The following is a 14,575-nucleotide window of genomic DNA, read 5'->3' as shown; positions in this document are numbered from 1 at the left end:
ATCTATATGAATATGTAAATAATCACCTTTAGTAGGATTCAAAATTTTAACCATTATGATTAATTTTACTAGGAGGAAACCCATAATAGTTTTTAAACAATCTGGAAAAGTGTGACGTGTTTTCATAACCCACACTATAGCATACGTTTGAAATACTTATTTCATTATTATTACTTAATAATTCAAAGGCTTTCTCCATCCGTTTTCCTTGAATCCATCTACCTGGTAATTGCTTATAAATTAACTGAAAATCACGTCTAAAACTTGACAAACTTCTTCCCGACATCCTAGCCAAATCTGATAGAGTTACTGGCCTTAAATAATTATTCTCCATAATTTCTGGAATTTCAGATTTTAGAATTTGTTTTGGGAAATGAAATAAAATTGAAATTGCATCGAAACTTGTATAAGCAATTCCGAAAAGTATTTCTTCTACTTTAATACGAAACAGATAAGGATAAAAAATATCATTTTTCTCCTTTAAATACAGCAGTATTGAGTTAGTAATTGTAATTAATACTTCTCCATATCGATACTTAAAAACCGGACTATACGCATTAGGTAATATTTTGGAATTCTGAATATATTCTGAATTAATAAAATTTATTAAGAATGATTCATTTAACGAAATGAATAGATTTTCATTTATGGGATTATCCAAAGGGCTATCACATTCAATTATCTCAAAATAAGTTGACTTTTTAACAATCACTAAATGGTTTTTTACGACACAAAACCTATTTGATCCAACTTTCAATTTTAGACTTCCTTTAACAACAAATAAAATCAAATCATCTTCTGAATATATCAGTAAAGGCTCATTAATATGTGCTTGAGAAAAAGAGGCAATATATGAAACTCCTGGTAACTCAAGCACATTATAAAGATGGGGGAACCTTACAAAATCACTAGGGAAGCTGGTGATTTTCATTTAATTTATGTCAAAAAAATTATACTAAATTTAATAAAAGGGATTTATCGGCTTCACTTAATCTATTCTTCGCAAAATTTGCCTGATGCCAATACGGATAAATTAAGTGTATTTTACTTACTTCATTTAAACGATGTAATTCTTGCTCAGTCAAATTAATTTGATTTGACTCAATATTGGTTTGAATTTGTTCTAAGGTACGTCCACCTATTACCACTGAGCTAATTGATGGTCGAGTTAAAAGCCATGATATTGAAACTTGGGCAGGGGATATTTCCCTGTAATCAGCTATATCTTTTATTACATCCACTATTGACCACAAACGATCCCAATCTCTAATTGGTGGTTCAGTCCAACCTTCACTAAAACGAGTTCCTGCTTGAAATTGATCTTCTCTTGAATATTTACCGGATAATAAACCACCTGCAAGTGGACTCCAAACTAAAGTACCAAGCCCCTGATCAACCCCAATAGGCAATAATTCATATTCTGCCTCTCTTGCCTCTAGAGTATAATGTATTTGCTGGGTTACAAATGGCTGAAATTTATATTCTTTACTTGTACCTAGTGCTTTCATCGTATGCCAGGCAGAAAAGTTGGAACATCCTATATATCGCACTTTACCTTGTCTAATAAGTGTATCCAATGCTTCCATCATTTCTTCTTGAGGAGTAAGACCATCCCACTCATGCATATAATAAATATCTATCACATCTGTTTTTAATCTTTGAAGACTCTTTTCGCATTCATTTATTAAATGATATCTTGAATATCCTTCATCATTTGGACCATTTCCAATTGACATCCTTGCTTTTGTTGAAATAAGAACATTTCCCGGCCTCTTACCATTTAACACATGACCAATTATCTCCTCAGATAATCCTGAAGAATACATATTTGCTGTGTCAATCAAATTAACCCCGCTATCTATACTATAATCAACAATCCTTTTAGCCTCATCAATACCAATTTTTCCTATTTTGGCAAAATTATCAGAGCCTCCAAATGTCATTGTCCCCAATGTTATAGTAGATACTTTTAATCCTGAATTACCTAATAACCTATATTCCATAATTTATTATGTGTGTTAATTACTTTGCTATTATTTTACTAAATTTTAATTTTCTTATTATGTACCTATTACCACTTCAAGTGTTGCCGCCATCCCATTTTTTTTGATTGACGAAACCATATTCAAAAAATCAGTAAGAAACCTTTTTGATTCAAAAAGATCTTTATTTTTAAATGCAGAAAGCTTCAGAAAATTTGTTGGATCCTCGTCTTCTATATAGACAAGATCCTTGGTGCTTAACCAAGGCTCATTAATCTCGTAAGTAACATTACAATCATCTTTTTTATATTTCAAATAATGTCTATAGGCTGCCATTCCCATAGCGATTCGTAAAGAGTCTTGATTTCTGTCTATCAATTTTAAAAGACTTGGCATTATATATACCGGGAATTTTGAAATTCCATCAAAACATAACCGCTCTAATTGATCACTTACAGCACTATTTGAAAAACGATTTAATAACGTTTCCTTATAATTCTCCAAATTAATAGTTGCAGGAGGAATTATATTCGGTGTTATATCCTTATCCATAAAATCTTTTAATAATTTCCGTATTCGGCTATCCTGCATTGCCTCATCTACCCGCCTATATCCCATTAAAAATGCCGGATAGCATAACATTGGAGTATGCGAACCATTCAGCAGACTTAATTTGAGGAATTCATAAGACTTCACATCCTCGGTAAATTGAACACCGACCTTTTCCCAATTTGGACGGCCTGAAATAAAATTGTCCTCAATTACCCATTGCACAAAATCCTCACAATAAACCGGCGCTTTATCGTTAGTATTATTTTTTAAGTTTAAAAACTCAATATCAGATGCTGATATTCCAGGTGTTATTCTATCGACCATACTATTGGGAAAAGAAATATTATCTTTCGCCCAATTGTAGAGTTTTTCATCCTGAACCTTAAAAAAAGACAGAAAAGCCATTTTAGCAGAATCTCCATTATTTAGTAAGTTATCACACGACAATATTGTTATCGGAACATTATTAGCTACAATTCTTTTTCTCAATCCTTCAGCGACAAAACCGAATACTGTTTGAGGATCTTGAGGATGTAAAATATCGTGAACAACTTTCTTGTTCCCTAAATTAAATTCTCCAGTTTCTTTATTTAAATTATACCCTCCTTCAGTTATTGTTAAAGTAATTATTCTTGTATTTTCACTAGAAATTCTTTCAATCAAATCATTAGGTTTTTCCATTGCCCAAATCAATTCAATTAAAGAACCAATTCTGTAAACTAATTCTTCTCCAGATTGGCCAAAAACAGAAAGCGTATAAATTCCCTCTTGATCATGTAAGTTTTTGTACGCTACTTCATCACTAGGAAGTAACATAGCACCGCTAATTCCCCATGTATTTTCTAAAGTATCATTTAATAAAAGATTGGTATAATATTGCTGATGTGCCCTATGAAAATTCCCCACTCCAATATGAACTATACCTATTTTTAAATTTCCTCTATCATATAAAAAATCAATCATCATTAATAAATTTTAAAAATTAATTATCTTCAAATTTCCCTTAACAAAATCCAAAAGTTCATATTATCATCAATCCAAATAATATATAAATCAATCAGAATTGATGAGGTTTAATTTCATTAATTCAGAATGTATAAATTTTCATTATTACACCCTTATAACTTTTAGGACTATATATTTCAAAACCATAATTAAAAAAAAAGGCTGCAAGAAAAAATATCATCACAGCCTAAAAACAAATAATTAACCAACTGAACAATGAACATGTTAATCAAAAACCAACCCACCAAAATTTAACATCTCATCCCAATAAACCGCAATTTAATAGTCAAATGGGCATTATTTTGTTTTTAAAAAACAATTGAATTTCTATATGATTCAATCTTAACAATCAATACCATAAGTAGGAAAAGTGAATTTTCAAATTATATGAACATTACAATATCCAACCTATACATCTTATATACAGGTTTTACAGGTTCTGTCTAATTTTAATCTAATTCCGAAGACTTTCTCCAAATATTAATTCCTCCATCCTTTGCATAATTGTCAATATCCGCTAGTTCTTCAATGGTGAAATTTAAATTACACAAAGCACCAACACATTCAATTACTTGTTGCGGCTTACTCGCACCAATCAAAGCAGAAGTAACATCTCCATTTCTTAAAACCCACGATATAGCCATTTGTGCTAGTGTTTGACCTCTATCTTTTGCAATGTCATTTAAAGCTTTAATCCGCTTCATATTTTCAGCATTTAAAAAATTCGAATTTAAAGTTTTACCCTGACTCCCTCTACTATTTACTGGAATGCCTCCGAGATACTTATTTGTTAACATTCCTTGTGCTAAAGGAGAAAAAACTATTGAACCCAAGCCTAAGTCCTCCAAAGTATTTAATAGACCATCCTTTTCTATCCACCTATTCAACATTGAATAACTTGGTTGATGAATAATAAATGGTGTCCCTAAGGAGCTTAAAATTTCGTAAGCCTCTTTTGTTTTCTGTGCATTGTATGAAGAAATACCTACATACAACGCTTTACCAGATCTTACTAAATGGTCCAAAGCTAGCATCGTTTCCTCCAACGGAGTATTTGGATCAAATCGATGTGAGTAAAATATATCAACATAATCAATCCCCATTCTTTTTAAACTCTGATCACAGCTCGCGATAACATATTTTCGACTCCCAAATTCTCCATAGGGCCCTGGCCACATATAATACCCAGCTTTTGAGGAAATAATCAACTGGTCTCTAAGACCTGAAAAATCTTCTTTTAAAATTTTACCAAATGCCTTTTCCGCACTTCCTGAAGGTGGACCATAATTATTAGCAAGATCAAAATGCGTGATACCCAATTCAAAAGCGGTTCGGCAGATATCGACTTTAGTAGTATGTGTCATATCATCGCCAAAATTATGCCACAACCCTAAAGATATTGCAGGTAACATTAACCCGCTCTTCCCACAACGGTTATAAATCATCGTATCATAGCCACTATTTACCATAATAAATAAATTAATAGTTAATATTCATTTAATTATTTATTGGACAATTCTCTTCAATTAATTTTGCAGATTTTAATTCCAACCAAAAATCCTTTGGTATATGAACACTCATAGATTCCCAATCTTCCTTAATTTGATGTGGAGCTTTCACCCCTGGAATGATAGCGGCAGCAACGTCAGGATATGATGCAAATTGAAGGGCTGCAGTCCTTAAATCTACATTATGACTCTGGGCAATCTTGCGTAAATCTTCACGTTTTTTTAAAAACTCAGCTGGAATAGGCTTTCCTCCATAGTTATAACGATTACTCCCAGATAAAAAGCCTGCATTTAGATTAGTTCCCATTACAAGACTAACTTTATTTTTCCTTACTTCTGGAAAAACATTATTCAAAGCGTTTTTATGTTCAATCAAGGAATATTGTGATGCCATCAATATTATGTCTGGATTTGCCACTTGCATCACTTTAAGAATAGGCTCCGGAGTATTTACACCTACACCCCACGCTTTTATAATCCCTTCCTGTTTCATTTTCTCTAGTTCTGGAAAGGCTCCTTTTGTAGCAATTTCAAAATGATCTAACCATTTTCCATTTAGCCATTTATTATCAGGAGCAACATCATGAACATATGCAATATCAATGCTATCAATTCCTAATCGTTGTAAGCTGTCCTCAATAGATCGTCTTACTGCTGAGGCTGAATAATCATACGTTACATTATTTGGTGAATGACTCATAGGATATAATGCAGGATCTTTAATATCCTTTGAGGCTTTTAAAAGTCTTCCAACTTTAGTGCTTAATACATAGTCTTCTCTATTTTGAGTGTGAAGAAACATACCATATCTTCTCTCCGCTAATCCTAATCCATAAAAAGGAGCGACATCATATAACCGTACCCCTGTAGCCCATGCAGCCTCCATAGTTTCATAAGCCTGTCTCTCAGAAATATTCTCAAATTCATTTCCAAAAGGAACTCCACCCATACCAAAATTAAATGGCAACTTATATTTTGGTATATAACTCTGCTTTCCTAACAACCCTTTCTCACTTTCATCAAATAGTTTAGTTGTTGCTCCTGCAACACCAGGTAGAAGAGTGGAGGCACCAGCAAACAACATACCTTTACTTGATTTTTTAATAAAATCTCTTCTTGTAGACATAATTAAAGTTTTATATTCTTATTAATTTTAATTTGTTGGATATGCTTTATCATTCGAACTAAACCAACCTCTCCTATCATGGTAAACTCCATACTCATCAACAATAGCCCCATTTGGGCCTGCCATCATAAAATGCCAAGTTTCAAGCTGCTTTAATGACTGAATCTCACCAATATTCATAATATTATAATTTTGACTAATCACCTTGCCAAATGAATCTGGTATTTTCGGCGGATTTGGAGTTGCATTTCCCACTTCTGAAAAATTATATATCCATCCCTTAATTACTTCCCAAGATTCATATTTTGGCGGCAACGAAGGTGACGAACGTATAGGTCTATGAATATGTTCTGGGATCATTTGACCAGGCAATAAATACATCGTCATTGCAAAAAAATGATACCCCTTTGTGTTATTAAACCAAATTATACTCGCTAAACCAACATGTTCATAATCACCTAAACCAAAATCACTTACCCAAATTAATTCATCCATTTGATCAGTATAGGAATTTCCAAAACCAATAATCATTTCACGAATAGCTTCTTTTGCTCTAAGTTTATTGAATACACCATCCTGATAGAAATCTTTATTGGTATATTTCTTAGTCAGCATCATATGATTACTGGTTCCCACAGCTACTTGAGCATCCATGATTTTTGAAAAACCTAAAGTGAGAATTGTGGTTAAAAAAGTATAAACGAACCTATTAAATCCTAACATAATATTCCATTTTAAATTAAATAATAGTTATTATGTTCAACACCTCAATTTTTGAGATTTAAACGCTTATCAAAGGAGGAAATAGTTTGATCCTTTGTATAATTTGCTGGCTTAGGATTATACCCTAGCATATTTTTTGCTTTACTTAAATCTATAAAATCAACATCCCCATCCACGATACTAAATGCCTCATACCAAAATACATGAGGATTACTGATCGCTAAATCTGTAGCTTGTATTACATTCTCTATACTCACATGTGCCCCTAAATTCACATGATCGGTTGGACCATACCTTAAAGCAATGACTTGAATTTTTTTATTTAACCCATACCATGCAAGCACTTGTTCGGCCATAACTTTACTAATATGATAAGACAAATCTATATCCCTCATTTGTAGCTCATCAGCCTTTATATATTGTGAAACAAATTTTTGATCTTCATGAATAGGATAATCGAAGGGTATCCCTCCTTCAACTCCATAAATTGTAGTAGAACTGGCATAAACCATTCGCTTAACACCATTTGCCTCAGCAGCTTTAATAACATTCAAAGTGCCTTGAACATTCGTTTTAAAATAATCATCAAAACTTTTACCAGGTGTAGGTTTAGGAATTGCAGCTTCATGAACAACAACATCCACACCTTTCATTCGATTTTTTAGTTTCTCGTAATCCAGTATATCATCACCTTCAACCAAATCATAACCGATAATATCATATTTGGCTTTCATCTCCGAAACAAACCGACTACCAATATATCCCTTATGCCCGGTTACCATAACCTTTAGCTTTTTTGGTGGATCGCTTTTCAGCCCCGAATTCATCGCATACATATGACTTGAAACAAAAAGAATTATAAGGCCAAACAGCTTACAATATCTAGTACAAATCAATCGTGCTCCCTGAAATAAATTAATTAGTCCCATTTTTTTAATTTTTATTAATAGAACAAAATTAAATACAGGGTAATGGCTATACTATATTAAATTCAAACGGAAAGTTATTCCAATCAAACACTATGCTTTTCGCACGTCACTTGGAGTCCGATTAGTTACTCTTTTAAAGAATGAAGTAAAGTTATTTGCTTCCTCAAAACCTAGTGAAAAGGCAATTTCAGAAATATTCCAATTTGTATGCTCTAACATAATTAATGCCTCATTGGCTATTCTTTCGGCAAGTATTTGTGAAGTTGTTTTTCCTGTTACCTGCTTTAAAGAACGATTCAACGAATTAACATGAATAGATAATTGATCTGCATAGTCTTTGGGATATTTCAATAATAAAGGTCCTTGAGAAAAATGAACCGGAAACTGTCGTTCCACTAATTCCATAAATAAAGCAACAATTCTGGAAGCTGCATTTTGATGAAGCCCATAATCATTTGCAGGTTGCAATTTTATTGCTTCATGCATTAATAAATGTAAATAAGTACGTAATGCATCATATTTATGCTCATATTCACCATTGAACTCATCAATCATTTTTTGATAGATATCAGCAATAATATTTTGTTGATCAGAATTAAGATAAAGGATTGGAGTTCCTCCAGTTTTAAAAAATGGAGATTCAGATAAGCTACCTATACGACTACCAGATTGCAAAAAGCTTTCAGTAAACAGGCAAAACCATCCTTGCTGATTTGTAGATTGAGTCTCCCAGGCGTATGGAACCATTGGATTCGAGAATTGTAAGGCAGGTTGGTTAATTTCAATCCATCTATTTGCATAAAACAATTTCCCTGGATCCAAAACTAAAGCTACCTTATAAAACGACCTCCGACTAAATGGTGAAGTTAAAGGACAATAACTACGTGGAAATACGGCAAAATCACCTACTTGTTCATCTTTAATGAAAGTTTTCTCCGCATAAGGAGAACGTTTATAGAATTCTTCGATATTTTCAACTGTATCCATCTCAACTCAACCGCTTATATCATTCAATTCGGGTCTTTTTAAAGATAAAAAAATTAGCTCTTTAATATTAAATATACATGTTAAAATGATGCCTCATTTATTTAATCTCCTCGACCTTATTTAATTTTTTTTTAAAGAATAAAACATCATATCCATTTAAAAATATCAAAATTAGTAAAGATATATGTACATACGTTTTGCCTAAAATGTCAAATAAATTGACTTTAAATGTCATTCAGTCCAAACCATTAATATTCAAGCGATTCCCATTATAAATATTTGATGAATGACAAAGATTATTTCGCAATAAAATGGGTTTTAGCTTAATGATTTTATTGTCTTGAGTCCAATTACAGATCTTTTTGATCATAATCGTTTTTTAAATCATTTTAATTACTACTAATGAAGAACTAAAATTTTTCTAAAAACAATTGAAATAAACTATGATTTCTTATTTATTAATAAATTTAAAATTCACTTGCAAGTGATATCCATTTTCCTGCAGAAGTAACCCAAACTTCCTTATAACAGGAAGTATTGGTCTGTGGCCAATATGGAACATCAAGATTACCTAATGTTCGAATTCCCACTGGCATTTCACCAATGGCCATTCCAGATGAAAAATTATCCATTTGTGGAAAATTATTCCCTTCTCCTCGGATTAGTGACTGGCCAAAAGGATTGAATCCAACAACCCAGTAAAGCTGTTCAAGTCCAATATCCTTTAATTCCTGATCATTTAAAATTTTTCCGCAAATTACAGCTGCTTTTCCCATTGACAAATGGATTGCCATATTACCGTTAAAAATACTGAACCAAACAGGAAAGCGTTTTAAATAATGCTCATTATCCAACTGTACCCCACCTTTCAATTGTATTTGAAATAATTCCTTTGCATCCGGTGGCATGAAGAGATGCTGGTGGTCAAAACTTTCAACATCTTCAGCCTCTCTTTCATGATATACTCCTGCAGAAAGCATTCCATATGGAGCCGTATACGGCATTAATTTCTTAATATATTCTCCATAAGATTTTATGGATTCTATCCACTTATTATTATCAGGATGATTAGGCAATACCGTACATAGCGATTCAAGTGCCTGCATATAAACCTGTTCTCGTGATTGATGATTATAATGAACGATCACCTTTTTTGTAATGTCTCTATAAAAAAAACCTTTAATACCACTTCTTCCAATGGGAATAATATTCTGGCAAGCAATCATATATTCAATGAATTCAACAGCCTTTTGTGCATAATACGGATCATTAGTCAATTTAAACAACATGCTGGCAGCCCAAGATGCAGTTGCCATATATTGACTCTTTGATGTATTATACGAGTGTTCATAAAAGGAATGAAACTCTCCAAATCCAACTAATTCATGTCTTTGGATTGCATAATCAAAATCTTCTTTCGCCACCTTTCTTAAATATTCGGCTAATACAGCATTATCAGGTATTGTCAGAGCAGCATAAGCCTCATATGCTGCATATAAAAAATTATCAAATGTCATGTTTTGTACCCTCACGGAATTGATATCATCGAAAGAATCGACTCTACCATCTAGCCAAATCAATAAACCCATACTACTTGCCCTAAAGCCATCTCCATATCGGTTTTTTAGTACAAAATCCAAACCCCATTCAGCCTCTTCCAGCATTCTGCTTGCTAGAATTGGGTTTTTACCTTTTAAATTATTGTATCCTTCCAGTAAACTATAAACGACATCTGCTGTTTGAAGCGTTTGTTGGGATAAATCACCTGCATCATGCCATCCCCCAGAATAAGATATTCTTTCTCCATTATGCTCTGAAAATAAATCCTCATGACATTTACCATGTTTATTGGCAATAGTATATCCACATCTTTGACAAAAAATAAAATTTAATGTCTTCCAAAGTGAACTTTCCCAAATATCGGAATCAATGGAAAAGGGAGGGGTTGTGAGATGTTCAACCTTTATATAAAAAGTTCCTTTTCTATTGAATTCAGAAAAATCAATGATCTCAAAATCACCTGTGCTTGTGCTGATTTTCTTCGTGCTTCCTGAAAATACCGTATGATTATTTTTAATATTTATTAGGGAGAATTGTTTTGGATCTTTACCAGCTGTATTAATTAATGCTCTTTTCTTGCCATTAATTTTATATCCTGTTGTGGAATATACAATGGAATTATTTCGAGGCTCCCAACCACTCACAATCTCCGGATTATCAACTTTCTGTAATTCAAAATTATCAAGATAGAAAACGGTTGAATCGCCTGTCATTATATTTTTTCCCTTAATTGTGAAATAAAATCCGATTTCCGAAATTTGGTTCCTCTGGTACTCATCTAAATCCAAGTAGCAAGTATTCCATTTTCCATTTTCCAAATGAATTAAATGATCACCTTCCTGTCTGTTATAGCCTTCTTTTAAGTCTTCAGAATTATTCTTTATGGTAAAATTGATATTCAATACCCCATTTTCAGGATTATCCGGATAAATGTTAAAGACTATTCTATTAAATTCTTCCCAATTCTCCTCATTTATTTTATAAAGACTTTTAGATTCGCCATATGTGGCATAATCAGGATCAGATGCCGAACCAACTGCCCTATTATCTAAATACGTTGGCGCCTCAATTTTTAAACTTCCCTTCCCTGAAATCGTTTTATCCATCGAAAAAGTTAACTTTCCTTCTCCTGAATGTTTCCAATTAGATGAATCCTTTATAACCTCCAATTTATGTCTTAAAAGCACTTTTTTATTAAGACTCAAACTCTCATAGGTTACCAAGTCATCCATGACCAACGGTCTATGAATTACACCTGATTCAATAATTTTTGAATTTAATATTGAATCTGAACTTATAAAGGATTGCCCTAATATGGAATGCCCCCACAGAACCATTACAAAGATTAAATTCAAGCATTTACAGTACCTCATTGTAACATTAAAAAGTTTTAATTAATATTTTAAACACAACTTTATACTTGGAATAATTTTTACTATTCCTTTTAACCGGTTAGAATTCAACTTAAGTTTATTATGGGTTCTGAAGACACCAAAGCACAGCATTTATAAAAATCCTTTTATAATCGGGATTCCTAAAAAGTCCTGGATGATGCCCCATGAAAATATAAATGTTATTGGCTTTCATTTCCGGGTTAGACCAAATTACAGGATGATCTCCCATCTTAATACTTGTGGAAGTGTCATAACTACTTTCATCTACCGAAGCTAAAACGATAGTATTGGCTCTTGGACTTTTATTATAGATATACCATTCTTCCTTATCAATCCAGAAATCCCCTAATACTCCTGAAAAAACAGGATGTTGGCTCTTCTCTACATGGACAAGTGCACCAGCAAAATTTGGAATATAATTTTCAAATAGAATACCTCCCATAAACTTAGAAAACCAATCCCACATAGGATAGCCATCAAAGTCACCTAATAAAGTAGCATGATGAAAACCTAACCAGCCACCTTGACCATTTTCTATATAATCCATAAATGCCACCTTCGCGCTTTCAGTCCACATATATGGCGGATAATCTAACTGTATTATTAAACTAAAGTCTTTCAAATATTCCTCATTTATCAATTCTGTATTTGAAAGTTTAACCATTTTAAATTGATGTCCCCATGCTACACTATCCAAAATTTTTTCTGCTTCATCTACGAAAGGTCTGTGAATAGTACCCTCTTCAGCAAGGATCAGAATTTGACTATTTCCGTCTTGAGATTGTACATGAATTATCCACAAAAAAGCAGTAGTCAGTATGACACTTTTTAATATCGTATGTTTTATATTCAAAATAATTTCCTTTTAAATTGAAATTAAGTGATTTGATAAAAGCAACTGATTTAATATCGACCAATGAACAATCTGAAACTATAGACAACAAAAAATTGACCTATATTAGACCTTATAAATCAATCCAATACAGCCATCCGATGAAAATAGTGATAGTAAAACCTATTCAAATACTATTAATCTTAATATTATGTATTTCATGTAAAGTGAGTACTAATAAAAAACCGGGATATAAAGTAGTTGCTTTCTATACAGCAAAAAATGATCAGGCACATATTAGTTTTGTCAATGAAGCGAACAAATGGTTTACAAAAGTATCATCGCAAAACAACTTTAGCTATACAGCAACAGATGATTGGAATAACCTTAATGAAGATTTTTTGAATAAGTATGATCTCGTTATCTTTTTAGATACTAGACCAGAAGCACCTCATCAACGTTTAGCATTCGAAAATTACATGAAAAAAGGAGGTAGTTGGATAGGTTTTCATTTTTCAGCATTTGCATTATCACCCTCCTCCTTCCCCAACGATTGGGATTGGTACCAAAATGAATTTTTAGGTTGCGGTGCCTATAAAAGTAATACTTGGAGACCAACGAGTGCGATTTTAAAAATTGAAAATGAAAATCACCCAGTTACTATGAATCTATCCGATAAAATAATAGCATCACCCAATGAATGGTATCGATGGGAGAAAGACCTGAAAGAACAACCTGATATAGAAATTTTACTCTCAATTGATCCTGAGAGTTTCCCTCTAGGCACTGGACCAAAAGCATCTGAAATATGGCATGAAGGCTATTATCCAGTGGTTTGGACCAATAAAAAATATAATATGTTGTATGTTAATATGGGGCATAATGATATTGATTATGAAAATGGAACCAACAAAGAATTGTCGCATACGTTTAACAATCCTTCTCAAAATAAAATGATCCTAAATACCCTAAATTGGCTCGGGAAGGTAAATCAATAGTTCAATTAATCAAATTATTTTAAGGTCCTCAAGTGAATTTTACACTTACTATAATTTAATATGAAATTACATTTCAAAATGTAATTTTAGACAATCGATATACTGCTATATATTCACTTCCTTTTTCATTAAAACATATCTATTAATTTGTATGGATCACTTTTTTCATACATGAGATGGAGGATGCCATTTTAATCGTATTATTTCAAAATTTGTATTGCTAATAATTATTTCACTTCCTGATATTTTCCTGACTTTCAGCGTTGGAGTTTGATTTACTTCCAGCCGACACTGACTTTCCTTTTTGGACCGCAAAACACCAACATTTTCTCTTGAACGAACTGCATAAGCCGCTCCTGCCCGATCCCGATCGGGTTCGCTTTTATAAGTTCTTTTCAATCCAAAATATTGTAATCGTGTAAGCATCAAAAAAGGAAGAACAGCTATACGGCTCTATAGGAAGTAAATCAAAAACAAAAGCATTATGAAAGCATCTCTAAAATATCTCTCCGGAAGTGAAACTAAAAAAATCAAAAAGAAAAAAACGCTACCGGATATAATAAGTAAATCAATTGTTAACCCTTTAAATTTTAATGTTATGAGTACACTAAGAAATGTTGTAAAACTGATCGGTAACGTAGGACAGGAACCTACTATTACCAACCTTGAAAATGGTAAAAAAGTAGCTCGGATTTCACTGGCTACCAATGAGAGTTATAAAAACTCCAAAGGAGAACGGCAAACCGAAACCAACTGGCACAATTTAGTAGCCTGGGGAAAAACGGCGGCCCTCATTGAAAACTATGTTTTTCAGGGTAAAGAGATCGCTATCTCCGGGAAATTGACCTCGCGATCCTATGAGGATAAAGAGGGTGTAAAACGCTATGTAACCGAAATCGTAGTTTCTGAGATTCTACTGCTCGGTAATAATTAAATAAAAAGTAAAGAGGGTGTTTTTCATCCTTAATCCTTACCAAAC

The 14,575-nt window shown here is 32.8% G+C and carries 12 protein-coding genes; 2 read left to right on the top strand and 10 right to left on the bottom strand.

What is annotated here, in order from left to right; genetic code table 11:
• Positions 1-46 precede the first annotated feature (46 nt).
• From DMZ48_RS13220 to DMZ48_RS13175, 10 genes are all read right to left on the bottom strand, one after another.
• A complete protein-coding gene (locus DMZ48_RS13220) occupies positions 47-931 on the bottom strand; it encodes a helix-turn-helix domain-containing protein (RefSeq protein ID WP_143955631.1) in 885 nt (294 codons plus the stop codon).
• 19 nt (positions 932-950) lie between these two features.
• Positions 951-2,003 (bottom strand): aldo/keto reductase, encoded by a 1,053-nt coding sequence (locus tag DMZ48_RS13215; RefSeq protein WP_143955630.1) that lies wholly within the window; start codon positions 2,001-2,003, stop codon positions 951-953.
• A gap of 57 nt (positions 2,004-2,060) precedes the next feature.
• A complete protein-coding gene (locus tag DMZ48_RS13210; RefSeq protein ID WP_143955629.1) occupies positions 2,061-3,500 on the bottom strand; it encodes a mannitol dehydrogenase family protein in 1,440 nt (479 codons plus the stop codon).
• 488 nt (positions 3,501-3,988) lie between these two features.
• Positions 3,989-5,008, bottom strand: coding sequence for an L-glyceraldehyde 3-phosphate reductase (gene mgrA / locus DMZ48_RS13205; RefSeq protein WP_143955628.1), 1,020 nt, complete (start codon positions 5,006-5,008; stop codon positions 3,989-3,991).
• Positions 5,009-5,036: 28 nt separating this feature from the next.
• Positions 5,037-6,173, bottom strand: a complete 1,137-nt coding sequence (locus DMZ48_RS13200) for an aldo/keto reductase (protein WP_143955627.1) — start codon at positions 6,171-6,173, stop codon at positions 5,037-5,039.
• 27 nt (positions 6,174-6,200) lie between these two features.
• Complete coding sequence (locus DMZ48_RS13195) at positions 6,201-6,896, bottom strand: cupin domain-containing protein (RefSeq protein WP_199287978.1); 696 nt, start codon at positions 6,894-6,896, stop codon at positions 6,201-6,203.
• A 44-nt stretch (positions 6,897-6,940) separates the two neighbouring features.
• Positions 6,941-7,825, bottom strand: coding sequence for an NAD-dependent epimerase/dehydratase family protein (locus tag DMZ48_RS13190; protein ID WP_143955626.1), 885 nt, complete (start codon positions 7,823-7,825; stop codon positions 6,941-6,943).
• Between the two features lie 90 nt (positions 7,826-7,915).
• Positions 7,916-8,812 carry a helix-turn-helix domain-containing protein gene (locus tag DMZ48_RS13185; RefSeq protein WP_143955625.1) on the bottom strand — a complete coding sequence of 299 codons (897 nt, stop codon included), beginning with the start codon at positions 8,810-8,812 and terminating at the stop codon, positions 7,916-7,918.
• 467 nt (positions 8,813-9,279) lie between these two features.
• A complete protein-coding gene (locus tag DMZ48_RS13180; protein ID WP_199287977.1) occupies positions 9,280-11,727 on the bottom strand; it encodes a glycoside hydrolase family 9 protein in 2,448 nt (815 codons plus the stop codon).
• A gap of 118 nt (positions 11,728-11,845) precedes the next feature.
• On the bottom strand, positions 11,846-12,619 hold the full coding sequence (locus tag DMZ48_RS13175) for a ThuA domain-containing protein (RefSeq protein ID WP_199287976.1): 774 nt from the start codon (positions 12,617-12,619) through the stop codon (positions 11,846-11,848).
• Positions 12,620-12,636: 17 nt separating this feature from the next.
• Between DMZ48_RS13175 and DMZ48_RS13170 the strand changes: the two genes are divergently transcribed.
• Complete coding sequence (locus DMZ48_RS13170; RefSeq protein ID WP_242009204.1) at positions 12,637-13,596, top strand: ThuA domain-containing protein; 960 nt, start codon at positions 12,637-12,639, stop codon at positions 13,594-13,596.
• 598 nt (positions 13,597-14,194) lie between these two features.
• On the top strand, positions 14,195-14,530 hold the full coding sequence (locus tag DMZ48_RS13165) for a single-stranded DNA-binding protein (protein ID WP_143955623.1): 336 nt from the start codon (positions 14,195-14,197) through the stop codon (positions 14,528-14,530).
• Positions 14,531-14,575 lie beyond the last annotated feature (45 nt).

The organism is Robertkochia solimangrovi, assembly GCF_007279655.1.
GTDB classification, from domain to species: Bacteria; Bacteroidota; Bacteroidia; order Flavobacteriales; family Flavobacteriaceae; genus Robertkochia; species Robertkochia solimangrovi.
Note: the sequence above shows the minus strand (reverse complement) of the source record. Positions and strands in the feature narration are given on the sequence as shown.

Coding starts and splice junctions, on each gene's coding strand:
- DMZ48_RS13220 (WP_143955631.1), bottom strand. CDS start 931: ATGAAAATCACCAGCTTCCCTAGTGATTTTGTAAGGTTCCCCCATCTT.
- DMZ48_RS13215 (WP_143955630.1), bottom strand. CDS start 2,003: ATGGAATATAGGTTATTAGGTAATTCAGGATTAAAAGTATCTACTATA.
- DMZ48_RS13210 (WP_143955629.1), bottom strand. CDS start 3,500: ATGATGATTGATTTTTTATATGATAGAGGAAATTTAAAAATAGGTATA.
- mgrA (WP_143955628.1), bottom strand. CDS start 5,008: ATGGTAAATAGTGGCTATGATACGATGATTTATAACCGTTGTGGGAAG.
- DMZ48_RS13200 (WP_143955627.1), bottom strand. CDS start 6,173: ATGTCTACAAGAAGAGATTTTATTAAAAAATCAAGTAAAGGTATGTTG.
- DMZ48_RS13195 (WP_199287978.1), bottom strand. CDS start 6,896: ATGTTAGGATTTAATAGGTTCGTTTATACTTTTTTAACCACAATTCTC.
- DMZ48_RS13190 (WP_143955626.1), bottom strand. CDS start 7,825: ATGGGACTAATTAATTTATTTCAGGGAGCACGATTGATTTGTACTAGA.
- DMZ48_RS13185 (WP_143955625.1), bottom strand. CDS start 8,812: ATGGATACAGTTGAAAATATCGAAGAATTCTATAAACGTTCTCCTTAT.
- DMZ48_RS13165 (WP_143955623.1), top strand. CDS start 14,195: ATGAGTACACTAAGAAATGTTGTAAAACTGATCGGTAACGTAGGACAG.